General features: G+C 65.5%; 18 protein-coding genes. 13 read left to right on the top strand and 5 right to left on the bottom strand.

Going from position 1 to position 23,741, the window contains the following annotated elements; all coding sequences use genetic code 11:
* Positions 1-3: 3 nt before the first annotated feature.
* The 6 genes from ilvN to AB8M85_RS15280 all read left to right on the top strand — a co-directional run bounded on the left by ilvN (position 4) and on the right by AB8M85_RS15280 (position 6,408).
* Complete coding sequence (ilvN, locus tag AB8M85_RS15305) at positions 4-522, top strand: acetolactate synthase small subunit (RefSeq protein ID WP_372699702.1); 519 nt, start codon at positions 4-6, stop codon at positions 520-522.
* A gap of 64 nt (positions 523-586) precedes the next feature.
* Entirely contained in the window at positions 587-1,612 is a 1,026-nt protein-coding gene (gene ilvC, locus AB8M85_RS15300; protein ID WP_372699701.1) for a ketol-acid reductoisomerase, read from the top strand.
* A gap of 445 nt (positions 1,613-2,057) precedes the next feature.
* Positions 2,058-2,249 carry a hypothetical protein gene (locus AB8M85_RS15295; protein ID WP_372699700.1) on the top strand — a complete coding sequence of 64 codons (192 nt, stop codon included), beginning with the start codon at positions 2,058-2,060 and terminating at the stop codon, positions 2,247-2,249.
* 250 nt (positions 2,250-2,499) lie between these two features.
* Positions 2,500-4,095, top strand: coding sequence for a phosphoglycerate dehydrogenase (gene serA, locus AB8M85_RS15290; protein ID WP_372699699.1), 1,596 nt, complete (start codon positions 2,500-2,502; stop codon positions 4,093-4,095).
* 185 nt (positions 4,096-4,280) lie between these two features.
* Entirely contained in the window at positions 4,281-5,843 is a 1,563-nt protein-coding gene (gene metG, locus AB8M85_RS15285; protein ID WP_372699698.1) for a methionine--tRNA ligase, read from the top strand.
* A 25-nt stretch (positions 5,844-5,868) separates the two neighbouring features.
* Positions 5,869-6,408 carry a GrpB family protein gene (locus AB8M85_RS15280; RefSeq protein WP_372699697.1) on the top strand — a complete coding sequence of 180 codons (540 nt, stop codon included), beginning with the start codon at positions 5,869-5,871 and terminating at the stop codon, positions 6,406-6,408.
* A 66-nt stretch (positions 6,409-6,474) separates the two neighbouring features.
* Here the strand turns inward: AB8M85_RS15280 and AB8M85_RS15275 are convergent, their stop codons facing one another.
* Positions 6,475-8,175 (bottom strand): BCCT family transporter, encoded by a 1,701-nt coding sequence (locus AB8M85_RS15275; protein ID WP_372699696.1) that lies wholly within the window; start codon positions 8,173-8,175, stop codon positions 6,475-6,477.
* Positions 8,176-8,280: 105 nt separating this feature from the next.
* Here AB8M85_RS15275 and AB8M85_RS15270 point away from each other — a divergent pair, with 105 nt between their 5' ends.
* Together AB8M85_RS15270 and AB8M85_RS15265 are read left to right on the top strand one after the other, a co-directional pair.
* Positions 8,281-8,895 carry an ATP:cob(I)alamin adenosyltransferase gene (locus AB8M85_RS15270; RefSeq protein ID WP_372699695.1) on the top strand — a complete coding sequence of 205 codons (615 nt, stop codon included), beginning with the start codon at positions 8,281-8,283 and terminating at the stop codon, positions 8,893-8,895.
* A 239-nt stretch (positions 8,896-9,134) separates the two neighbouring features.
* A complete protein-coding gene (locus AB8M85_RS15265; RefSeq protein ID WP_372699694.1) occupies positions 9,135-11,957 on the top strand; it encodes a hypothetical protein in 2,823 nt (940 codons plus the stop codon).
* A gap of 90 nt (positions 11,958-12,047) precedes the next feature.
* Here AB8M85_RS15265 and AB8M85_RS15260 read toward each other — a convergent pair whose 3' ends face one another.
* The 3 genes from AB8M85_RS15260 to AB8M85_RS15250 all read right to left on the bottom strand — a co-directional run bounded on the left by AB8M85_RS15260 (position 12,048) and on the right by AB8M85_RS15250 (position 16,481).
* Complete coding sequence (locus AB8M85_RS15260; protein WP_372699693.1) at positions 12,048-14,705, bottom strand: FtsX-like permease family protein; 2,658 nt, start codon at positions 14,703-14,705, stop codon at positions 12,048-12,050.
* A 1-nt stretch (position 14,706) separates the two neighbouring features.
* Positions 14,707-15,456, bottom strand: a complete 750-nt coding sequence (locus AB8M85_RS15255) for an ABC transporter ATP-binding protein (RefSeq protein ID WP_372699692.1) — start codon at positions 15,454-15,456, stop codon at positions 14,707-14,709.
* A gap of 92 nt (positions 15,457-15,548) precedes the next feature.
* Entirely contained in the window at positions 15,549-16,481 is a 933-nt protein-coding gene (locus tag AB8M85_RS15250; protein ID WP_372699691.1) for a hypothetical protein, read from the bottom strand.
* A gap of 260 nt (positions 16,482-16,741) precedes the next feature.
* On the opposite strand from AB8M85_RS15250, the gene AB8M85_RS15245 reads away from it, so the two are divergent.
* Positions 16,742-17,899 carry an LCP family protein gene (locus tag AB8M85_RS15245; RefSeq protein WP_372699690.1) on the top strand — a complete coding sequence of 386 codons (1,158 nt, stop codon included), beginning with the start codon at positions 16,742-16,744 and terminating at the stop codon, positions 17,897-17,899.
* Between the two features lie 114 nt (positions 17,900-18,013).
* Positions 18,014-19,159 carry a hypothetical protein gene (locus AB8M85_RS15240; RefSeq protein ID WP_372699689.1) on the top strand — a complete coding sequence of 382 codons (1,146 nt, stop codon included), beginning with the start codon at positions 18,014-18,016 and terminating at the stop codon, positions 19,157-19,159.
* Positions 19,160-19,723: 564 nt separating this feature from the next.
* Here AB8M85_RS15240 and AB8M85_RS15235 read toward each other — a convergent pair.
* Positions 19,724-20,224: a hypothetical protein gene (locus AB8M85_RS15235; protein WP_372699688.1), complete on the bottom strand. Its 501-nt coding sequence runs from the start codon at positions 20,222-20,224 to the stop codon at positions 19,724-19,726.
* Between the two features lie 118 nt (positions 20,225-20,342).
* Between AB8M85_RS15235 and AB8M85_RS15230 the strand changes: the two genes are divergently transcribed.
* The 3 genes from AB8M85_RS15230 to AB8M85_RS15220 are packed head-to-tail and all read left to right on the top strand — an operon-like array spanning position 20,343 to position 23,689.
* The gene (locus tag AB8M85_RS15230; RefSeq protein WP_372699687.1) at positions 20,343-22,028 is read left to right on the top strand and encodes a glycosyltransferase family 4 protein; all 1,686 of its coding nucleotides are present in this window, start codon (positions 20,343-20,345) and stop codon (positions 22,026-22,028) included.
* Positions 22,021-22,908, top strand: coding sequence for an ABC transporter permease (locus tag AB8M85_RS15225; RefSeq protein WP_372699686.1), 888 nt, complete (start codon positions 22,021-22,023; stop codon positions 22,906-22,908). Before AB8M85_RS15230 ends, AB8M85_RS15225 begins: the two co-directional genes overlap by 8 nt.
* A complete protein-coding gene (locus AB8M85_RS15220; protein WP_372699685.1) occupies positions 22,889-23,689 on the top strand; it encodes an ATP-binding cassette domain-containing protein in 801 nt (266 codons plus the stop codon). The genes AB8M85_RS15225 and AB8M85_RS15220 overlap by 20 nt, the downstream gene beginning before the upstream one ends.
* Positions 23,690-23,741 lie beyond the last annotated feature (52 nt).

Raw genomic sequence — 23,741 nt, 5'->3', positions numbered from 1 at the left:
ACCATGGCACGCCATACCCTTTCCGTGCTCGTGGAGGACGTCCCCGGCGTCCTGACCCGCGTGGCCGGCCTGTTCGCCCGCCGGGCGTTCAACATCAATTCACTGGCCGTCGGCCCCACCGAGGTCCCCGGGATGTCACGGGTGACCGTCGTGGTCGACGCCGAAGGAGACTTGCTGGAACAGGTGACCAAACAGCTCAACAAGCTGATCAACGTCATCAAGATCGTGGAACTGACCTCCGATTCGTCCGTGCAGCGCGACCACATCCTGGTTAAGGTCCGCGCGGACGCAGCAACCCGACTGCAGGTCACGCAGGCAGCCGACCTCTTCCGCGCCTCGGTGGTGGACGTGTCTACCGATTCACTGATCATCGAGGCCACCGGCACCGCCGACAAGCTGGACGCCCTGCTGGCCGTCCTCGAACCGTTCGGCGTCCGGGAGATCGTCCAATCAGGCACCCTGGCCGTCGGCCGCGGCTCCAAGTCGATGTCGGACCGTGCCCTGCGCACCGTCTCGGCCTGACCTGCACCCTGCACCACCAGACCAACCACACCTCATCCGCGCAACACCACAAGGAGTTATCACCGTGACCGAAATGTACTACGACGACGACGCAGACCTCTCGATCATCCAGGGCCGCAAGGTGGCCGTCATCGGCTACGGATCCCAAGGCCACGCCCACTCGCTGAGCCTGCGCGACTCCGGCGTCGACGTCCGCGTCGGCCTCAAGGAGGGCTCGAAGTCCCGCGCCAAGGCCGAGGCCGAGGGCCTGCGCGTCCTCTCCGTGGCCGAGGCCGCCGAGGAAGCCGACGTCATCATGATCCTGACCCCGGACCAGATCCAGGCCAAGGTCTACCAGGACGAGATCGCCCCGCACCTGAAGGCCGGCGACGCGCTCTTCTTCGGGCACGGCTTCAACATCCGCTTCGGCTACATCCAGCCGCCGGCCGATGTCGACGTCGCCATGGTCGCCCCCAAGGGCCCGGGCCACATCGTCCGCCGCGAATTCGAGGCCGGCCGCGGCGTGCCCGACCTGATCGCCGTGGAGCAGAACCCCTCCGGCAAGGCCAAGGAGCTCGCACTGTCCTACGCCAAGGGCATCGGCGGCACCCGCGCCGGCGTCATCGAGACCACCTTCACCGAGGAGACCGAAACCGACCTCTTCGGCGAGCAGGCAGTGCTCTGCGGTGGCGCCTCGCAGCTGGTCCAGTACGGCTTCGAGACCCTGACCGAGGCCGGCTACAAGCCGGAGATCGCCTACTTCGAGGTCCTGCACGAGCTCAAGCTCATCGTCGACCTCATGGTCGAGGGCGGCATCGCCAAGCAGCGCTGGTCCGTCTCCGACACCGCCGAGTACGGCGACTACGTCTCCGGCCCGCGCGTCATCACCCCGGACGTCAAGGAGAACATGAAGGCCGTTCTCGCCGACATCCAGTCCGGCGCGTTCGCCAAGCGCTTCATGGACGACCAGGCCAACGGCGCCCAGGAGTTCCTCGAGCTGCGCAAGAAGGGCGAGGACCACCCGATCGAGTCGACCGGCCGCGAACTGCGCAAGCTGTTCTCCTGGATCGAGAACAACGACGACTACACCGAGGGCGTCACCGCGCGCTAACCCGCGCCCGCGTCTTCCGGGGGCAACCCCAAAAAGTACGACGGCGATGGCCGGCACTGTTTCGACAGTGCCGGCCATCGCCGCGTCCAGGGCCGGTGTTCGGTCGCTGAATCAGTGTCAGATGCGCCTGGCTCCGGCTGTGGACAAAAAATGGCGGTTGACCGTCCGGAGACAGCATGGAGCGATGAAGGTCCTTGAACCATTCCCGATGGGTGGAGACGCACCCGATACGGACTTGATCTTCTGGTCTCCGGTGAGATGAGCAGGTTTCTGCTGGGAGCCGACCTGATCGGACACCTCGGTCATGAAAACGAACGGCCGGTGCTGATTTTGGGGCGGGACCGGCTCGCGGACAAGGACGACATTGGGCTCTTCGACGCCGTGACTGCCCGCCTACTGCGCGTACCAGCCAAAGCGACTAACCTTGAGCCAAGGAGAGAAGGCCATGGCGCATTACAACCCCGACGTGTACGAAGAACCCGAAGTACGCCAGGCGCTGGCCAAACTCTTCGTCGATCTCAACAACCAGCTGTCGAAGAACGACCGGTGGGAGATCCCGAAGGAAATCCAGGAACTGTCGAACCGGGAACGTCGCGTACTCACCGGACGGACAAAGCGACGGAAGCAAGCCATCTAGGTTCATTCTTGGTGTGCCTGGGTTTGGGGATCGCCCCGGGGGCCTCGGCCGTTCGCAGAACCCATCGCTGACGGAATCCGGCATATCGTGGCCAGTGGGCTCTTGCATTGAGACGACGCGGGTCTTACCCGCCCGTAATATCTACTCGCGGACAGTGGGCCACGCGGCGGTGGCCGATATTCTGGCACCGGGGCAGCAGGGAATCCCCGGCCCCGAACCAGCATCCGTCGATCGCAAAGGTGCCACCTCCGTGTCAGAAACCAAGCCCGTCGTCCTCCTGGCTGAGGAACTCTCGCCCGCCACCATCCAGGCCCTGGGCCCGGACTTCGAGATCCGCAGCACCGACGGTTCCGATCGCTCCCAGCTGCTCGCGGCCATCGCCGACGTCGAGGCGATCCTGGTCCGCTCGGCCACCAAGGTCGACGCCGAGGCCATCGCCGCGGCCAAGAACCTCAAGGTCATCGCCCGCGCCGGCGTCGGGCTGGACAACGTCGACATCAAGGCCGCCACCCAGGCCGGCGTCATGGTCGTGAACGCACCGACCTCGAACATCATCTCCGCCGCCGAGCTGACCGTCGGGCACATCGTCTCGCTGGCCCGCCGCATCCCCGCCGCCAATGCCTCCCTCAAGGGTGGTGCCTGGAAGCGCTCGGCCTACACCGGCGTCGAACTCTACGAAAAGACCGCCGGCATCATTGGCCTGGGCCGCATCGGCGCCCTGGTGGCGGCCCGCCTGCAGGGCTTCGGCATGGACGTCGTCGCCTACGACCCGTACGTCACCAGCGCCCGCGCTCAGCAGATGGGGGTGCGCCTGCTCGAGCTCGACGAGTTGCTGGCGACCTCGGACTTCATCACCATCCACATGCCCAAGACGCCCGAGACCGTCGGAATGCTCGGTACCGAGGCCTTCGCGAAGATGAAGGACAGCGCCTACGTCATCAACGTCGCCCGCGGCGGCCTGGTGGACGAGGAGGCCCTCTACACCGCGCTGAAGGACAAGCAGATCGCCGGCGCCGGCATCGACGTGTACGTCACCGAACCGAGCACCGACCTGCCGTTCTTCGAATTCGAGAACGTCACCGTCACCCCGCACCTGGGCGCCTCCACCGACGAGGCTCAGGAGAAGGCTGGCGTGTCCGTGGCCAAGTCCGTGCGCCTGGCCCTGTCCGGCGAACTGGTCCCCGACGCCGTGAACGTCGCCGGTGGCGTCATCGACGAGTCAGTCCGCCCGGGCATCCCGCTGATCGAGAAGCTCGGCCGCATCTTCACCGCGCTGACCGTCGATTCGCTGACCTCGCTGGACGTGGAGATCGCCGGCGAGATCGCCGCACTGGACGTGAAGGTCCTCGAGCTCTCCGCGCTCAAGGGCGTCTTCCAGGACATCGTCTCCGACCAGGTCTCCTACGTGAACGCCCCCGTGCTCGCCGAACAGCGCGGCATCACCACGCGGCTGGTGACCACCGCCGAGTCTCCGGAGTATCGCAACGCACTGACGCTGAAGGGTGCGCTGTCCGACGGGCAGCAGATCTCCGTCACCGGCACGCTCACCGGTCCGAAGCAGATCGAGAAGCTCGTCGGCATCGGCGGGTACGAGCTCGAGATTCCGATCGCCGAGCACATGATCGTCCTGGTCTACCAGGACCGCGCCGGCGTCATCGGCACCCTCGGCAGCACGCTGGGTGAGCACGACGTCAACATCGCCGCCATGCAGGTCGCCCGCAACGAGGAAGGCGGACCGGCACTGGCCGTGCTCGCCGTCGACACTGCGTTGCCGGCAGGCGTCCTGGACGCGGTGCGCGATTCCATCGGCGCCACCACGGCACGTGAGGTCAACCTGGCGGAGTAGGACCCACGCCACCCTCCACGTCGAAGGGCGTGTGCCGATCCGCAGAAACGGATCGGCACACGCCCTTCGTGCTGCATGGTCCTCGGTATTGCCGGCCGCGGGACGTTGCTGCGCACGTCCGCTGCCGAGCCCCGTGGGCAACCGTAGCGGATGGGCTTCCTTCTGCCCGGGTACGGTAGATTTCTATGGTGACTTCATCCCAGGACCAGACCCCGTTTTACATCACCACGGCCATCTCGTACCCCAATGGCCTGCCGCATATCGGCCATGCCTACGAGTTCATCGCCACGGATGCGATGGCGCGCTTCAAGCGCCTCGACGGCGGTGACGTCTTCTTCCTGACCGGTACGGATGAGCACGGACAGAAGATGTTGCAGACCGCCGAGAAGGAGGGCATCACGCCCCGCCAGCTGGCCCAGCGCAACTCGGATGTCTTCCAGGAAGCCCAGGATGAACTCGGCGTCAGCTACGACCGCTTCATCCGCACCACCGACGCCGACCACCATGATGCCGCGCAGGCCATCTGGCAGCGGATGGAATCCAACGGGGACATCTACCTCGACAAGTACGCCGGCTGGTACTCCGTGCGCGACGAGGCCTTCTACGGCGAGGACGAGACCGAGGTCCGCGAGGACGGCGTGCGCTACTCCACCGAGTCCGACACCGAGGTGACGTGGACCGAGGAGGAGTCGTACTTCTTCCGCCTCTCCAACTACCAGGACAAGCTCCTGGAGCTCTACCGCAGCCAGCCCGAATTCGGCGCACCGCAATACCGCTTCAACGAGGTCATCCGCTTCGTCGAGGGCGGCCTGAACGACCTGTCGATCTCCCGGACCACCTTCGACTGGGGCATCCCGGTGCCCGGCAACCCGAAGCACGTGATGTACGTGTGGGTCGACGCGCTGACCAACTACCTCACCGGCGTCGGCTTCCCCGACACCGCCTCCGCCTCGTTCCGCAAGTACTGGCCCGCCGACGTGCACGTGATCGGCAAGGACATCTCGCGCTTCCACGCCATCTACTGGCCGGCCTTCCTGATGTCCGCCGGACTGGAGTTGCCGCGACGCATCATGATCCACGGCCACCTGCACAACAACGGCGTCAAGATGTCCAAGTCGTTGGGCAACACCGTCAGCCCCGCCGACTGGGTGGAAACGTACGGCCTGGACCAGACCCGCTACTTCCTGCTCCGCGAGGTTCCCTTCGGTGCGGACGGCAACTACAGCCACGATGCGATCGTCGGGCGCATGAACGCCGACCTGGCGAACAACTTGGGCAACCTCGCCCAGCGCTCGTTGTCCATGGTGGCCAAGAACTGCGAGGGCAAGGTCCCCACTCCGGGCGACTTCACCGAGGCCGACCGGGAACTGCTCGACGCCGCGGCGGCCCTGTTGGACCAGTCCCGCGACGCCTACTCGCGGCAGGAGTTCAGCAAGGCGCTCGAGGCGACGTGGCACGTCCTGGGCGACACGAACGCCTACTTCGCCGAACAAGCGCCCTGGGTGCTGCGCAAGACGGACACCGCGCGGATGGAGACCGTGCTGTATGTGACCCTCGAGGTGCTGCGCCGGGTCGCCCTGCTGGTTCAGCCGATCATGCCCACTTCTGCCGGACAGCTGCTGGACGTGCTGGGCCAAGATGGGGGAGCGGCGCGTACCTTTGCCGCCTTCGATTCGGCCATGGAACCCGGCCACGAGCTGCCGGCGCCGACGCCGATCTTCCCGAAGTACGAGGAACCTGCCGAGTAACCCGTCGTGGCCGGAAGGCCGTCGCATGGCTGTCGAGGTGGTTCCCCATTCGCCCGAGTGGCCGCGGCAGCTCAACCGCCTCGCCGCACAAGTGCGCGAGTGCCTGAACGGCCTTCCTGCCGCCGTCGAACATGTCGACTCGACGGCGGTGCCAGGCTTGGCAGCCAAGCCCGTCCTTGATATGCATGTGATCGTGGACCGCAGGCTGCTTGGCGGGCCCAGCAATTCCCTGGAGTTGGCGGGCTACCGGCACCGTGGCGACCTCGGCCCATTGGACCGCGAGACTTTCCTGGCTCCCAACGATCGCTCCCGGCGCAATGTCTACGTCTGCGTTGCCGGCACCCTGCACGTGCGGAACCACCTGGCGGCCCGGGATGTGCTGCGCATCCATCCCGGGCTCCGCGAACGCTTTTCCGCCGTGAAGCTGGCGTTGGCGGAGGAACCCGAAATGGGCATCGACCGGTACACCGCCGGGAAGTCCGCCATCCTGCAGGAGTTCCTGGCCGCATCCGATCTGACGGCCGCCGAGAGCTGCCGGATCCTCGAGCTCGATTCCGGTACCTGAGCAGGAGGCAAAAAGCCCGGGCCGGATCCAGTGGATCCGGCCCGGGCTTTCCGCGATGGGTACTGGCTACACCTTGGGGGAGTTCTCGTCCCCCTCGGCATCGACGATGTCGTTCTCGCTCGTGGTGGGGACCGCGAACGGGACCATCGTGGGGACCTCGACGGCTCCACGGACCGGGCCCTGCCGGCGTTTGCGCAGCGGGTCACGGCGCAGGTCGGCGTAGAGGGCGACGCAGAGGCCGATGATGATCAGCACGAACGGGCTGGCGGCCAGGATGGTGAACGTCTGCAGGGCGTCCAGCCCGCCGACGAACAGCAGCACGGCTGCCACGGCACCGGTGAGGATGGCCCACAGGATGACTAGGGGCTTCCACGGTTCCTTACGACCCCGTGAGGACAGGGTGCCGAGGACCAGGGCGCCGGCGTCGGCGCCACTGACGAAGAAGATCGCCGTCAGGACCATCACCACGATCGCCGCGGCGGTGAAGAGCGGGTAGTTCTGCAGCGCTGCGAAGAAGCCTGCGGCTTCGTTGCCGGCGCCGGCGATGTCCACGCCGTTGAGCTGCAGGTGGATGCCTGCGCCGCCGAAGATCGCGAACCAGATGACGCTGACCGCGGTGGGGACCAGGAGCACGCCGAGGACGAATTCCTTGATCGTGCGGCCCTTGGAGATCTTGGCGATGAAGGTGCCGACGAACGGCGTCCAGGAGATCCACCAGGCCCAGTAGAAGATGGTCCAGGAGGCCAGCCATTCCGAGCCGCCGAACACGGCCGAGTGGAAGCTCATCGGGATGAGCTGGTCCAGGTAGGAACCGATGGCATCGGGGACGAGGTCCAGGATGAAGACCGTGGGGCCGACGACGAACACGAAGACCAGCAGCAGGGCAGCCAGGATCATGTTGGCGTTCGAGAGCCATTTGATGCCCTTGGACACTCCGCTGGCGGCGGAGAAGATGACGCCGACGGTGAGCACGCAGATGATGATGATCGGTGCCGCGGCGGAGGGGTCGTCCTCGAACTTGCCGGTCTTCAGGAGCGCCAGTCCGGAGGCCACCTGCAGGGCGCCGAGGCCCAGGGAGGTGGCTGAACCGAACTTGGTGCAGATGATCGCCAGGATGTCGATGGGCTTTCCCCAGCCCTTGTTTTCGATCCGGTCCTTGCCGAAGAGGGCCTGGAAGGGGGCGCTCATCAGGTTGCCGCGGCCCATGCGGTACGTCGAGTAGGCCAGGGCCAGGCCGACCACGGAGTAGATGGCCCACGGGTGCAGGCCCCAGTGGAAGAGGGTGTAGGCCATGGCGGCGCTTGCCGCCTCCTGGGACCCTGGTGCGGCGTCGATGAACGGCGGTGGGGAGGCCAGGTGGGACACCGGCTCGTAGACGCCGAAGAACATCAGGCCGATGCCCATGCCGGCGCTGAACATCATGGCGATCCACGACAGCGTGGAGAAGTCGGGCTTCTCACCGTGCTGCGACAACGGGATGCTGCCGTACCGGCCGAAGGCCAGGACCAGGGAGAAGGCCACGAAGCCGGTTGCCGCCAGGATGAAGAGCCAGCCCAGATTCGTGGTGACCCAGCTGAGCGCGGCGGTCGCGCCGTCGCCCATGGCCGTGGTGAAGATCCCACCGAAGATGCACAGGGCGGCAATGATGCCGAAGGAGACGCCGAAAACGGTTTTATCGACACTCGCCCATCCGGCTTTCGCGGACGTTAATTCCTCTTCGTCGTCCGGGGGCGCACTGACCACGGACTCGTTCGATTGTGTACTCATCAAGATCCTCGCTACGCGTGTTGGAGGCATTCTCGGGGGCGGTCTTCGCCCCCGACGTCGTTCGTCTTTCGTCTGCGTAATTGTGCAGTCAGTATAGTTGCACCCATGACTGCGAATGGCGAATCCGCAAACAATGAAATTTCCTACGACCAGCACGGCGGCGACAATGGCCGCACAGTGTTCGGCGGGCATGGAGAGCTAGCCAAGACGGATGCGATGGTCATCGCATACAGCGAGTGCGATGCCGCCAACGCATCTCTCGCCCTGGCCATGGCCGTCGGCGGTATCCCGCCTGAAGTCAGCGCGACGTTGATCAGCGCGCAGAACGACCTCTACGACTTGATGTCCGACCTGCTCGAACCCTACAACTCTGATCACCCTGCCGCCGCCCGGATGATCCCGGCCCACTCGGAGCGCATCGACCGGGCCATCGAGCACTTCCGCAGCAAGGCGCGGGACCTCAGCGGGAAGATCCTGCCCGGCGGGACCATGACCTCGGCCGTGCTCTACCAGGCCCGCGCCGCGGTCCGCCGTGCCGAACTGGCCGTCTGGAAGGCGAACGAAACCTACCCGGAGCTGGTGAACGACGAAACGGCCCGGTACCTGAACCACCTCTCGACGTTGCTGTTCGTCCTCGCCCGCGTCGCCAACGTCGAACACGGCGACGTCGAATGGGTGCCGGAGGCTTCGGTCCAGGCGTTCGTCGAGGACTCCGAGTAACACCCACCCGTCACGGTGCCGGCCGACGGGCACGATCCATGGGAGGCTCCGCTGCGTGCGGGGCCTTTCCTGCGTGAATCCTGGGCGGATGTTGTGCAAAACACGATGCGTGGGTACATCCGTCGGGGTTTAATTGTCTAGGTGGCCGGTAGACGGAATCGGCCACCGGTGGCCGATCGTCTACGCGCTTTGGGGGGCGGAGCGCGGCAACCACACCTCACGACGGATCGGAAAACACCATGTCTTCGAGCACCCCTGCCCTGAGCCGGCGTTCGCTTCTGGGGATTGCCTTGAGCTGCGGCACCCTGGCCGCGTTGGACGTCCCGGCAGCGGCCGCCAACCCGCTGCCGTCGGCAGTGCCGGCCGCGTCGCTGGACCGCGTCCAAGGGGCCAAGGCACCGATGCGCATCATCGGTGTCGAACCGGCCAAGGTGCTACGTCGCCACGCGTCGGTCTTCACGTCCGAGCCCCGGCTCACTGCATCGTTCCTCCGGGACGCCTCGGGGCGGCTGCGGATCGTCGCCGCCTGCGCGGCCCTGGACGACCAAGTGCAGGTTGTCGACGCCGCCACCGGAAAGCTCGTGGTCACCTCCACGCCGTTCCCCGGTTCCGGCGGCGGGGTGACCGCGGTCCTGCAGGAGAAGAGCGGGGGCGATCTGCTGGCCTTCGGCGGGAGCCCCTCCGTCATGCGCGTCTCCGCGACGGGGGCCGTGTCCAAGGCCTTCACAGCGGCGACGGGAACCACGACGGCGGCCTACCAACCGGCCCGCGACTCGCGTGGCAGGATCTGGGTGGGAACCTACCCCCAGGGACAAGCGACCCGGTTCGACCCTGCGACAGGGCAGAGGGCGCAGACGGACCGCCTTGCACCCACCGCACAATACGTGAGGGCCCTGGCCATCGATGAAAAAGACAACGTCTACGCCGGAACCGGCGCGCAGAACCCGTCCTTGTTCACCTGGCATACGGACAGCCCCGGCAGGGTCACGGAAATCCCGCTCCCGAACGCCGCGGAGACGGGATTTGTCTCGCGCATCGAGGCCCACGGCGACTTCGTTTTCGTGTACTACAGCGGCTCAACGGGCAGACTGACCTTCGACGTCTGGCACCCCGCGACGAATTCCTGGGTGGACAGGTCCTGGAATTGGGCGCCGTCCTCCCAGCAGATGGCTTCACTGCCCGGCAGCGGCACGGCCTATGCGGTCTGGGACACCACTGTGCTGGGCGTCAAGACGCACAAGCTGATGGCGATCGACACGCACACCCTGACAGCGTCGTTCGTCTGCAACGTGCCCGAACCGATCGAGGCGATCCATGTTGAAGGCTCGACGGTACATCTGTTAGGACCGGGATCGCGGCCTACCTATACGCGCGTGGCCTTGGCACGTCGTGCAGTCACGGCCGGAGCCAGGCCGCAGTTTTCCCGCCTGACCCGCCAAGTACAGGCCCTCACATCCCACGGTGGGAAGCTCTATTTCGGCGCGTTCCTGGGCGATGGCATCGGTTCCCTGGACCCAGACACCGGAAAAACGTGGAGGTCGGCTCCGGGGACCGGCATTGGCCAGATCGAGGGAATGCACAGCTACGGCGGCGACCTCTATGTGGGTTCCTACACCGGGGCCGAGGTCTACAGGTTCACTGCCTCCTCGGGAAGCGTCAAGCGCATCACCGACATGGAAAGCCAGAACCAGTCCCGCCCCCTGGCCTGGGCCACGGCTGCTGGACGCGTGGTGGCCGGAACAGCAGCCAAGAACGGGCTCAACACCGGCGCCTTGGCGATCCTGAACCCGGCGAACAACGCCGACGTCCGCGTCGTCGACTCCCCGGTCTCCGGGCAGTCCATCGTGGGGCTCGTCGGTGAAGGGGACCTGGTCTACGGCACGACCTCCCGCATGGGCGGCCATGGTGCCAGGCTGGACGCCAAATCCGCCCACGTCTTCGCCTACAACGTGCGCACGCGCCGCCGCGTGTGGGCCCGGGAATTCCCGAACGAGAACGAGATCAATTCCCCCATTCTGGTGCGTGGTGTGTTGTATGTGTCCACCAACAACGGCATCATCCGGCTGAACAAGACGTCTGGTTCGGCGGTCAAGACCTGGAAGGTCATGAACCGGACGGCTGCGGCCGGCTACCGGACCAGCACCATCGCCCATCACCAGGCGGCAGATAAGATCCTGCATGTCGCCGGCGGGGTCACCACCGTGATCGACGTCGTCAGGAACACCCAAAAGACCATGCTCAACGGCGACTACAAGTACCCAGTCCTCACGCCGACCGGCCGCTTGTTCTACGTCGCCAACGGACGCGACATCGTCGAGGTCGACCCCACCCAGCGGGCGACGATCCGCAGTTCCGCCGATCTGGTGACCGTGGGAGCCAACGGTTGGCTCTACGTCAGCCGGTCAAATCGCCGCGGCACGTATGTGGCCCCCCTACGGGCGGATTCCGGGTTCGGCGGCTACGTGCGCACCGCGAACATCGTCGACTGGAACAATGACGGCAGCTTGGACGTCCTGACGACTCATTCGGACGGACGCCTGGTGCTCCACCGTGCGGTCAAGACCGGAGGGTTCGAGGCCCCGCAGGTCATCGGCAAAAGCGGATGGTCGAAGCTCAACGTTGCCGCTGGCCGGCGGGGAAGCAAGAGGTCCATCTTCTACCTGGACCGGGCAACGGGCCTCCTGCGGGTCCGGGACCTGCTGTCCAACGGCACCCTCTCGTCATCGCGGAAGGTGGCCAGTGGGTGGAAGGGCCGGAGCATCGCACTGGTTGTGCCCTCGCGGACCTCGTCCCCGGTTTTGGTTGCCAAGGTGGGCAGCTCCCTGTATCGCTACGCACTGGGGTCCACCGGGAAGCCAGCGAGGGCCGGTAAGCGGATTGCCAGCGGCTTCGGAAGCCTGGCGTCGATGAGTCCGGTTATGGGCCACAAACCCCAGCTGAACGGGATTGCCTGGATCGACACCCTCGGCCGTCTGCGGTACAACGATGTCGCCTATAGTTCCGTGGGACGGACCGCCAATTCGACGTCGGTTCTCAAGTACCACAAGCTGGCCAGTAACTAACTCCGCTCCGGGACTCGGTCACGTACGCTCCGTCCGAAGCGATGGCGGTGGGCATGGTGCTTGTGCACACCATGCCCACCGTCCAGCCGGTTACTCGGTGGCCAGTCCCTCCACGGGGGAGAGGCGGGCGGCGCGTCGTGCCGGCAGGACCGAGGCGGCCAGTGCGGCCAGGGCGGCGATGCCGAGCACCAGGGCCAGCTGTGCCCAGGGCAGCGACAGGGACACCGCGGCGAACGAGCCGATCGCCGACTGCGCCCCGAGCACCCCGTACGTGGTGCCCAGCACGATGCCCAGCAGGGCGGCGACCCCGGCGATGAGCACCGCCTCGAGGGCCAGCATGCCGCGCAGCTGGCCGCGGGTCAGGCCGAGCGCCCGCAGCAGGGCCGATTCCCGGGTGCGTTCGAGCACCGAGAGGCTCAGCGTGTTCGCCACACCGATCAGGGCGATGAACACCGCGACCGCGAGCAGGCCGGAGACGACCAGCAGCAGCGTGTCGATCACCTGGGTGAACAGGGCCTTCTCCATCGCCCCACCGGTGACCAGGTAGTCGGAGACGTCCAGGTCCGCGGCCAGCGAGCGCCCGACCTGCTGCAGCGCGGCGGTGTCCAGACCGGCGTCGGCCTTGATCCAGAGGGCCGGGTAGGCCGCCATCGTCCACTCGCCGTCGGCCGAAGTGGAGCTGGACACCGCGCCGCCGGGGGCGTAGCCGGGCAGCTGCTGTGCCGTGGCCGTGGTCATCAGCGCCAGCGAGAAGTCCGATTGCGAGCGCTTCACCTCCAGCGTGCGGGTCTCGGTGCCCTCCAGGGCGTGGACGGTGAGCTGCTTGGCCTCCACGTTCTGGCCGGCCAGCACCTCGCCGTTGGCGGGCACCAGGTCCGGGTCGTTGAGCACTGCGGCCAGCACGCCGGCGTCCGCGGCGTAGAGCGTGTTCCCGTCCGCGTCGCGGGCCACCGGCTCGAGCAGGGCGACGGCGGAGACCCCGTCGATCGCCGAGGCCGCCTTGGCCTGGGCCTCGCCGACGCGGCCCCGAGTGGACGGCGTGGCTTCCTCCGGGGTGGCCTCCGGGCCGGATGCGTCCTGTCCGGCGCCGGGCAGTGCCGCGCCGCCGAAGTCCTCGCCGTAGGCGGCGGGGGAGTCCACCACGAAGTCGACCAGGTAGTTCCGGCCCAGTTCGGCGCCGAAGGACTGCTTGGTGGTCTGCGCGCCGACCATCATCATCGAGACCAGCGTGACGCCGATGAGCAGCGCGGTGGCGGTCGCCGTCGTGCGGCCCGGGTTGCGCACCGCGTTCAGCGAGGCGAGCTTGGCCGGGACGCCGGAGCCGCCCACGGCCCGTCCGACGGCACGGACGGCGCCGGGCAGGAAGAGCGAGGCGAGCATCAGGATGCCGATGAAGGAGAGCAGTCCGCCGGCGAAACCGACGAGCAGCTGATGCGCCACCGCGCCGACGGCCAGCAGTGCTCCGCCTCCGGCGGCCAGCACCAGGCCGAACACCAGGCGCACCTTGCCGATGCGGTTGTGCACGTTGGCGTCGTCCGCCGGGCGCAGTGCGGCCAACGGGGCCACCGACATCGCGCGGCGGGCCGGGGCCCACGCGGCGAGCAGGGTCATGATGGTGCCGACGGCCAGCCCGGCGATCACGGAAACCGGGGAGACGGACAGCACCGCGAACGAGGCCTCCGGCAGCGTGGAGACGTATCCCACCAGGGCGGCCATCACGCCGATGGCCAGGGCCACGCCGAGCGCGGAGGAGACCACGCCGATGACCAGCGCCTCGATGAGCACCGAGCGGCGCAGCTGGGCACGCATCGCGCCCAGGGTGCGCAGCAGGGCCAGTTCGCGGGTGCGCTGGGCGACCAGCACGGCGAACGTGTTCATGACGACCAGTCCGGTCACCACCAGGGCGATGAGCGCGAAGACCAGCAGGATGACGGTGAACTGGTCCTGCCCGCCGGTGAAGGAGGCAAGCTCCTCGACAGTGCGCTCCTGGCCGGTCATGACGGACGGGGTGGAGATGCCGTGGGCGCGCAACGCGTCCGCGATGGCGGTCGTCGCCGCCGCGGGGTCGGTGCCGTCGTCGAGGCGGACCATGATCGACTGGTACATCGGCTCGTCCCCGGTGAACGTGGCGTAGCGCTCGGGGGAGACGGCGACCTGCAGGTTCGAGCCCAGGAACGGGCTGTTGGACGAGGCCGTGATCCCGGTGATCGTTGCGGGGTAGTCGATGGGGTCCCCGTTCGGCGTGGTGCCGGTCAGGTCCACCGTGTTGCCCGCGGACAGGCCGTACTGCTCGGCGTGCTTCTGGTCCACGGTGATCTGGCCGGTGCCACTGGGGGCCCGGCCGGAGACCAGTTCGGTGGCGCGCAGCTGTGCGTCGGCGGCGAAGGGCTGCACGACGGCGTTGTAGTCACCCGAGTCGGCGGCGATGCGTGCCCCGGAGGTGGTCTGCGGTTCGGCGGCCCCGACGCCCGGCACCTCGCGGACGGCGGCGAGCTGCTCGGCGCCCAGGATCTGCTCGGCTGCATCGGAGGAGTCGGCGGAGGCCGTGGCTGCTGCGTCGTCGTCGATGCCGGCGACCAGGTCGGCGTGCTCGTAGGCCTCGCCGATGCTGCGCTGAAGCGATGCAGTGGCCGAGGAGTTGACCATCAGGGTGGCCGAGAGGAAGGCGGTGCCGATCATCACGGCCAGGGTGACGGCGATGAAGCGGCGCGCATAGGTGCGGATGTTGGCCAGGGCGAGTGTGAGCACCTCAGGCCCCCAGGGAGGCCAGGGCCGCGGTGACGGCTTCCGGCGTCGGGTCGGAGAGGTTGCCCACGAGTTCGCCGTCGCGCATCAGCAGCACTTCGTCGGCATAGCTGGCGGCGACCGGGTCGTGGGTGACCATGATGATCGTCTGGCCCATCTCCTTGACCGAGGAGCGCAGCAGCGACAGCACCTCGGCGCCGGTGCGCGAATCGAGGTTGCCGGTGGGCTCGTCCCCGAAGACGACGGCGGGGCGGGTTAGCAGGGCGCGGGCGACGGCGACGCGCTGCTGCTGGCCGCCGGAGAGCTCGTGCGGCTTGTGTCCCAGCCGGTCCCCGAGGCCGAGGGTGGAGACCACCTGGGCCAGCCAGCCGGCGTCGTGCTTGGTTCCGGCGAGTTGCAGCGGCAGCAGGATGTTCTGTTCGGCGGTGAGGGTGGGGACCAGGTTGAAGGACTGGAATACGAAGCCGATCTGTTCGCGGCGCAAGCGGGTCAGTGCGTTGTCGTCCAGGGTGGTGATGTCCTGCCCGGCGATCGTGATGGAGCCGGAGGTGGCCGAGTCCAGGCCGGCCAGGCAGTGCATCAGGGTGGACTTGCCCGAGCCCGAGGGGCCCATGATGGCGGTGAAGCGGCCGGCCTCGAAGGACAGGTCGACCCCGGCGAGGGCGTGTACCGCGGTGGGGCCGCTGCCGTAGACCTTGGTCAGGCCGCGCGCGGAGACGGCCTGGGTGGTGGAGTGGGTGTTGGTGATCGTCATGGTGACCAATCTATGGCGGCGGTGCCCCCGGGCGGATCAACCCGGCGGACGGTATTCGGTGACGGTGCCGTCATACCGGGGTATGACGGCGGTCAACCTATATCTGGCCACATCTCGTTGCTGACGGTGAAACCGAGGCCTCGACAGACGGAGACAAAGTTGTCATCTTCAGGGAGAAGCATATCGAGGTATGCTTTGCCTTCCGATCTCTTGAGAACTTGGTAATTCGTCACTTTAGCGCCAGTTTCATTGACTTTCTCCAATCGGACCACCGCGACGGAATGAAGTCTCAGCAAGCGCTTAAAATTGGCTTCGGTAAACGCGATGTTGACGAAACGGTTGTCTTGAAGAGAAGGATAGATCCACCCGGATGTAAGAGCTGGTGGATAAGTGTAGTAGTCGTCGACGATGGCGTGTGAAATCGAATAGTTGTACTCGTTTTCAGGCCCAGCATCTCGGTTGAACTGTCGTTGAATAAAGCCTGTTATGAGATTAATCTTGGCCACCAATTCAGGTTCCTGAGACTCAAAATCAGCCGGACAAGCGATGGCTGTAACGTTCGTCTGCGCAGCCAATTCGAAACGGGCGCACAGAAGTACATCTCCAGGTTTGGCTCGTACTTCATAGAATCCATGAAGCGGTGTTCCGAGCGTTCCGTAAAAAGTCGGTTTACGTTCTAGATTCAGTCGTCCTGCTTTGACATGCTGTTTGGGCGCCAGATCGAAGGAGCGCGGATCCTCCGCCTTTGCCCTTGCCACAGAAAGCTCGGTGGGTCCTAAGTTCCTCAAACGGAAGACTGGGGTGTCTTTGAGTACCGGTCTGATGTCCGTCGGAAAGGCGAAGCGTTTTCCTAGAGGATCAGAAAGCACCTTCATGAATTCCGTTTTGATTTCGGGGACACTCATTCTCCTGAGCGGGAGCCTAGCGAACTGTCGTTCCCTAGAAATGAAGTCAGCGATCGAATAGTCCTTGAGCATCCGGAACTGATTCGCATCAAGCTGGATCTGTGGAACTTCACTGAGCATTCCGGCTTTTCTTTCATCTCACCTTTTCTCCGCTCAATCTATCCGGGGACACCGACAGCTTGGCGCTGTCGCTGCCCCGGGGGGAGACTATCCCGGCGGACGGTCTTCGGCGACGGTGCCGTCATACCGCGGTATGACTTGGGCCGAGGGGCGGCCGGCCTCCCGGCTCCGGGAACCGGGGGACCGCGGGAGCACGGTGCCCGGAGCGCGCAGGCGTGGCGTTCGCGGCGGTGTGGGACGCGGCACGCGAGAATGGACGCATGACATTGAGCTCCCGTACCGCCGCCGCCGTGCTGGCCCCCGTGATGACCCTGGCCCTGCTCACCGGCTGTAGTAAGCCGGCCGAACCCGCCCCGAGCCCGGCGCCGTCGACCCCGGCATCGTCCTCGGCCGCGCCAAAGCCGGCCGTGGAGACCTCCGGATTGTCGAAGCAGCTCACCGCCTTTGCCACGAAGCTCTACACGGGCAAGACCGTGCCCACCAGCGGCCCCGCCACCGCCGCCCTGAAGAAGGCGGAGAAGCCGAAGGACACCCCGAAAGTCACCGGCACCGCGGGCACTTGGAACAAGGAGGACTTCGCCGTGCTGACCAGCGGCAAGGACGTCACCCTGGTGGTCAAGAAGAAGGGCGAGTGGATGGCCGTGGGCGGCTGGTGGCCCTCGCTCGGCATCAAGGACGCGGCGCTGGGTGGCAAGCGGCATGTGCTGATCATGGGCTCGGACGCCCGCGAAAGGCAGGGGCAGAAGGTGGCGGGCCAGCGCGCCGACGGCCTGCAGGTCATCGGCGTCGACGGCGAGGGCGGCGGCGGCGTCATGGGCATCCCGCGCGACCTCTGGGTCACCCAACCCGGCGGCGGCAAGGCCAAGATCAACAACGCCATGGCCACCCACGGGCCGGAAGCGGAGGCGAAGCTCGTGGCCAACGTCACCGACTTGGACATCGAGGGCTACGTGCTGACCGGCTTCACCGGATTCCAGAAGATGATCGACGAGCTCGGCGGGATCACCGTCGACGCGCCCATGAAGGTCCGCGATGTGCCGAAGGGCAAGCACCACGTCGACGGGTACGACGCCTTCTGGTTCTCCCGCGAACGCAAGACCCTGCCCAACGGCGACTTCGACCGTTCCTTCAACCAGGGCCTGACGCTGGCCGGTATCGCCGGTGCCACGATTGCCGACGGGCCCCAGGGCCTGGCCACGGTGCTGGACACCGCCAACAAGTACGTGCAAACCGACCTGACCGCGGAGCAGGCGTTGACCCTGGGAGCTTGGGCCTACCAGGTGGACCTGAAGAAGATGGGACACCAGGTTCCCGAGGCCGCCTACGGGTGGAGCGCCGACCGCCAGTCCATTCTGAGGATCACCGACGCCACCGAGTCGGTCTTCAAGGACTTCAAGGACGGCAACCTCTCCCGGTAGTACGACCAGAAGCACGACGCCGGTGCCCTCCATTCTGGGACTGATCTCGCGGATCGTAACTCTTTCGTTACAATGGAGAGGTGTCGTCCGGCACCAACGATTCCGAGGAGGCAGATGCGCCACGCACTACCGCGGTTCCCGCAGCGCCTCGCCCTGCCCTCGGCCGCCCGGGTAGCGGCCCTGCTCGGCACGATCGTGCTGGCCGGCTCGATCGGGCTGCTCGGCCCATCGGCCGCCTCCGCCTCGGTCGACAAGGACCCGGGGCTGCGCCTGCGGGACGTCCAAGTTGACCGGGTCGACCAGCTGGTCGGAACAGTCGCCGGCTCGGACCGGGACGCTTCGCCTATCGACGCCTCATCTGTCGACGCGTCGCCTCGCGAAACAGCGTCTTCCGAGGAGTTGGGCCTGCAGGGTCCCGCAGCCGTGCCAGGCCAGAGCGGAACGACCGGCGCTTCCGGCAGCTCGGATGCCTCGGGCCCCGGCCCCTCGACACCTGCCCCCGGCGAGACGACCGATCCGCCGGAACCGAGTGAAACGCCGCCGGATTCCCCTTCGCCGACCCCAGAACCCACGCAGTTCCCCTCGGAGTCCTCGGAGCCGAGGCCCACGTCCGAACCCAGCACGCCTCCCACCGAGACCCGACCAACTCCGCCATCGACCCATCGCCCCAGCAGCAGTACCCCGCAGCAGGGAAGCAGCCGACCATCGTCGACCGGCACCTCGAGCAGCTGGAATTCCGGCAATCACAGCGGCGTCTGGACCAACGCCGGCGGCGGGAAGCAATACAGCAACAATGGCCCGCGCCCGCTCCAGCAGAATGAAAGCCGGCACGCTCGCACGGGTTTCCGCGTCGATCCAGCGACCGGCTACGCGGTCCACCCGCACACCGGCCTGCTGATCGAGCCCTCGAGCGGGCGGATGCTCACCCGCGGCTCGCTGGAGCCGTGCGACTTCGTCTACGACTTCTCAACCGGGCAGATCCGGCTGGCCACATCGGAAGACAGCGAGGGCCCTGACGCACCGGAGCCCGCATCCACCGCAGGGGCCGGTCCGTCGGGGACATGGGTCGGTGTCACCGCGACCGGGCAGCACGCATCTGGCCGCGGCGGAACGACCGCTGCTCCGCCCCCGGCTGCGTCCATCGGGATGTCGCCGTCCGCGATGGCCGTGGTTCTCGGTTCGCTGCTGGCGGTGGGCGGACTCTGGTACTTCTTCGTGTTCGTCCGGCGCCCGGTTCCGAAACGACAACGCACGCACTGATCGATCGATCGATGCTGCGTTCGAGGGGCCGGGTCCATTGGGTAGACTGATTTGGGCGGCGTCCGGCTGCCGGACCAGGTTGGGGAGGGAAGGCACGTTGACGCCACGTTTGCACGCCGTGAAGACGCTGCGCTCGGTGGCAGTGCTAGGTGTGTCCGCAGCGGTGGCCGTCGCGGGAAGTGCAGCTGCAACCGCAGCACTACCGGTACCGAACCGATCTGCGATCTCCGCCGTCTATATGACTACGGTGCTCCCATCGACTGAGGCAGCGGAAGTCGCCACGAATCCGACCACGGTAGACGACCCAGTCGGAGCTCCTTCCCGAGGAACGCCCGACGACGAGGAGTCTTCGTCCCCACCGTCATCCACGGAGCCACCGAAAGCCACTGCGCCAGCGGCGTCGAAGCCGGCTACGGAACAGCGGCCGTCCACGAGCGATCGCCAAGAAACCGGTGGAATCGGCGAGACTTCGCATCAAGGGCGGCAGCCGACATCGCCTCAAAACGCTGCTCCCTTGATCAAGTACGATCCGCGCACGGGCTTCCCCCTGGATCCCTCGACCGGTTATGCCGTCCATCCTCGGACAGGCTTGCTGATCCTCCCCTCGACAGGCGTCATGGTCGTGCGCGGGTCCTTGGCCCCCAGCAATTTTGTGTATGACTTCGACGCAAGGCTGGTCAAGCTGGCTCCGAAGGAAACTCCGGCATCTCCGAGCACGCCGGAGGTTTCGGCCGCACCCACCTCCGCCGCCGCCAGTTCTAGGGCGAAAGACCGTTCCGCCAATTCGCCAAGCTCCTCGCCAACGTCGAAGAGTTCGGAGGCAGCAGCAATTTCACCGTCGTCGATGGATGGAAGCCCACAGGTCGCCGAAGCGGCCGACCGGAGCGTAATTTCGCAGCCGGTCATCAACGGCGGCGTCGGTGTCCTCGTTGTGGCGCTGGGTTTGTGGTACTTCTTCGCCGTCTTCCGTCGCCCTAAGCGTAGCCGTAGTTCATAGCAGACCTGTTTCATCGCGCCCTGCCTTCCGTGGCCTCTTGGCATCGAAAAAAGAAAGTTCACCATCATCGTGCTAGACGACCTCCAACGCCGATTGCGCCATCGGGCGGCCAGCTTGTCACCCGCGACGCAGCGGCTCTTAGCAATGCGGCACACGGTTCGACGGAACTGGCGGGAAGACCCCATCATGTTCATGCTCAACGTGCAGCGTCGTCGAGGTAATCGAGTCACGACAGCCTTGTGGGAAGGACTAAGCCGCCAACACGCACTGCCGTCCAGCCGCATATCGAGTCTCAGCGCGTTGCTGAGCGGCGACCAGGTGACGTTGAAGAAGCGCCTCGTAGCCGAAGCTGAGAACGGGGTTTCGTCGCGTTCGGCGAAGACGTTCGCCGACATTGCCTTGGCAGGGGACCTGCCGGATCTCGCCTCCCGGTTTGCGGCGACCATGCCAATCTCCGAGCCGGGTGCAGCTATCACGCGTGCAAAACTACTCTGGTACGCAGGGGAGATGACCGCGGCGATCGAAGCTCTCGGCGCTGGGGGAGACCGGGCAGGACGTCTCCGCGAACGATATCGAGCCGAGGCCAAAGTCTTCGACGATTGGGCACCTACGATCCCGTCGCAATCAGATTACTCGCCGAAACCTGGCGTTGTACTGCACCTGGTGACCAATTCGCTGCCGTATACGGAATCCGGTTACGCACAGCGGACCCACTCCCTTCTGCGCGAACAGGTTGCAGCCGGATGGGAAGTCCATGCGGCCACTAGGCTTGGCTACCCGCAGAGCGTTGGAGCTGTCGGAGCCTCGGATCATGATCTCATCGAGGGAGTGAACTACCACCGGCTCTCTGCCGCTGGGCCCCAAGGAAACCTGCGCGAAAGACAACAGCAGGAGGCGGAACAGCTCCTGCGGCTGGTACTCCAACTGCGTCCGTCGGTCCTCCATACAACGACTCACTTCGTGAATGCACTGGCCGTCCGGGCGGTGGCTTCGGCCGTCGGAATCCCCTGGATCTACGAAGTCCGCGGCCAACTGGCCGACACGTGGGCATCGAAACGTGGCCCAGAGGCCGTGACTAGCGAGCGCTACATTTCGTTTCAAAACCGTGAAGCCGAAGTAACGTCCACCGCGGATGGTGTCATCACACTGGGCGAGGAAATGCTGCGTGGCCTAGTCCGGGCCGGGGTGGACCCGGAGAAGATCGCACTCGCACCGAACGGTGTCGGCGAGGAGTTCCTGGAAGAGCCGGCGGACCCGCGGGCCGCACGCGCAGAACTCGGTTTGCCGATAGAGGACGTGCATATCGGAACGGTCAGCAGCCTTGTTCCCTATGAGGGCCTTGATGTGCTGATTGACGCCTTTGCCCTCGTGGCACAAAAACACAAAAACGTAAGACTATTGATCGTCGGCGGCGGCGAGTCGGCTCCCGGCCTTCGCCGTCGAGCAGCCGCCATTGGATTGGCCCCAGAGTCTGTCCTGCCCGGACGGGTACCGCGAAAAGACGCGCACAAATACCACCAGGCCCTGGACATCTTTGTGCTACCTCGACACGACCACCAGGTGACCCGCTCGGTCACGCCACTGAAGCCATTCGAGGCCATGGCCTGCGCACGACCGGTCGTGGCCACGGATCTTCCCGCCCTCAGGGAAATCGTCACTGACGAAGAAACAGGGATCATCGTCCCCCCAGCACATACCGCAGACTTGGCGTCGGCATTGGAGCGTTTGGTGGTTGATGCAGAGCTCAGAGATCGGCTCGGTGCGTCGGGGAGACGGCTGGTTTTGGCCGACCGTACGTGGGGAGCCAGCGCAGCGGCCAGTCTGGCCCAGTATGCGAAAGTCGCCGGTCGGAAGCGGACAGCTCATGAGTGAACCTCCAGTTCAGGAAACGCAGACGCCCGTCGTCTTTGTAGACATTTCAGGCATGCGCAAGCCCGGAACGAAAGGCGGCATCGCCGAATACCTGGTCCGGCTGTGGGACGCGCGCACGTTGGCCTTCCACGAGGCACGAACTAGCGTGTTGAGTGGCCACAAGCGCAATCGACTCGGAAGCCTCTGGCTAATCCTCAACCCCGTGTTTAACGGTCTCATCTACTACGTCATCTTCGGATTCGTCTTCCAGGTGAGCAAGGGCATCGACAACTTCATCGGGTACCTGCTCATCGGAATCTTCATGTTCCAGATGACGTCGGGCGCGATAACGTCCAGTTCTGATTCCGTTTTCACCGGGCGCAAGCTGTTGGCATCGAACAATCTGCCAGTCGCGATCCTCCCCCTGATCAGCAATGTTCAGAACTGGCTGTCGGGGATCCCCTCCTATCTCGTGATGATGTTGATCATCATTGTGGCGCCACCGCTCGAGGACCTTAGCTGGCTATCCCTTCTTTTCCTGCCGCTGATGGCGCTCCAAGCCGTCCTGATGGCTGGCCTCTCCATGATCGCAGCGCATGTCGTTGCCCACGTCCACGATTTGAAGAACCTGCTGGCCGTTGCCGTCCGCGGATGGATGTACGCGTCCGGCGTGATGTTTTCCGTAGATCGGTTGACGGACGCGCATCCGGTCTTCAAACCGCTGGTCGATTGGAATCCGATGTATCACGTTCTCACCATCGCCCGCGACGTCCTGCTTTACAGCGTCGTCCCGGACGCAAGGTCGTGGCTCATCGTTGCTCTCTGGTCGATGGTCCTGGTCTTTGCCGGACTATTGCTGATGTGGAGGGGAGAGGGGCAATATGAGCTCACCGACGGCTGAAAATGAGGCGCGAACTGCAGCGCTGGTCTTCGACGATGTCTCCGCGAAGGATCAAGGTAAGACTCGGGCCAAGAGAGGTCCTCGACATGAAATCGCAGGGTTGTCCTTCTACGTGAACGAAGGCCAGGCCGTAGGGCTCCTGGGCGGGCCGGCCGACGGCACCTCCGTCTTGCTACATACTGCGGCGGGAAGAATCACGCCTGAAACCGGCAACGTCTACATCCGCCCACGTGTAGCCGTGATGGATGCGGGGACGTCCTTCGATCTGGACGAAACATTGCGAGCCAACGTCGAGCGGGTGGCCATGTCACTCGAATTCAATGGTTCAAAGCTCAAGGCAGCGGTGACGAGGATCCTGGCGCAAACGGCCATGGAGGACGAAGCCGAATCCCCTTGTGTCGAAATCGATCCCCTGGACGTCGAAAAGGTGCGTTTGGCAGCGACACTATACGCCGGGCCGTCGCTTGTGCTGGTTGATGAGCCGCTGGCCCGGGGGCGGGCCTTCTTGGACGAGGCAGGACGCGAGCGCGTGGAACGGCATCTTAGGCTCGGAGGGTCGATGGTGCTGGCAGGACGGGAGCCGAGAGTCATGCGTCGGCTGTGCAGTCGGATCATCTGGATGAACAAGGGAAACATCATCATGGACGCGCCGAGCGACGAAGTCGCCCGCAACTTTGGCCGGATCGAGAAGGTTCGCGATGACAAGGCCAAGGTCGAACAGATCTACCGGCGCTATGCACGGCACTATCCGGGCTTGAAAATCGTTACACAGTCCCCCTGACGAACAGAGCACAGCATAGTGGTGCTTGGACTTGGAATTCTGCTTTAGGAAA

The organism is Arthrobacter sp. JSM 101049 (assembly GCF_041679245.1).
Lineage (GTDB): Bacteria > Actinomycetota > Actinomycetes > Actinomycetales > Micrococcaceae > Arthrobacter_H.
The sequence above is the reverse complement of the archived record's forward strand: the minus strand, read 5'-3'. Positions and strand labels throughout refer to the sequence as shown.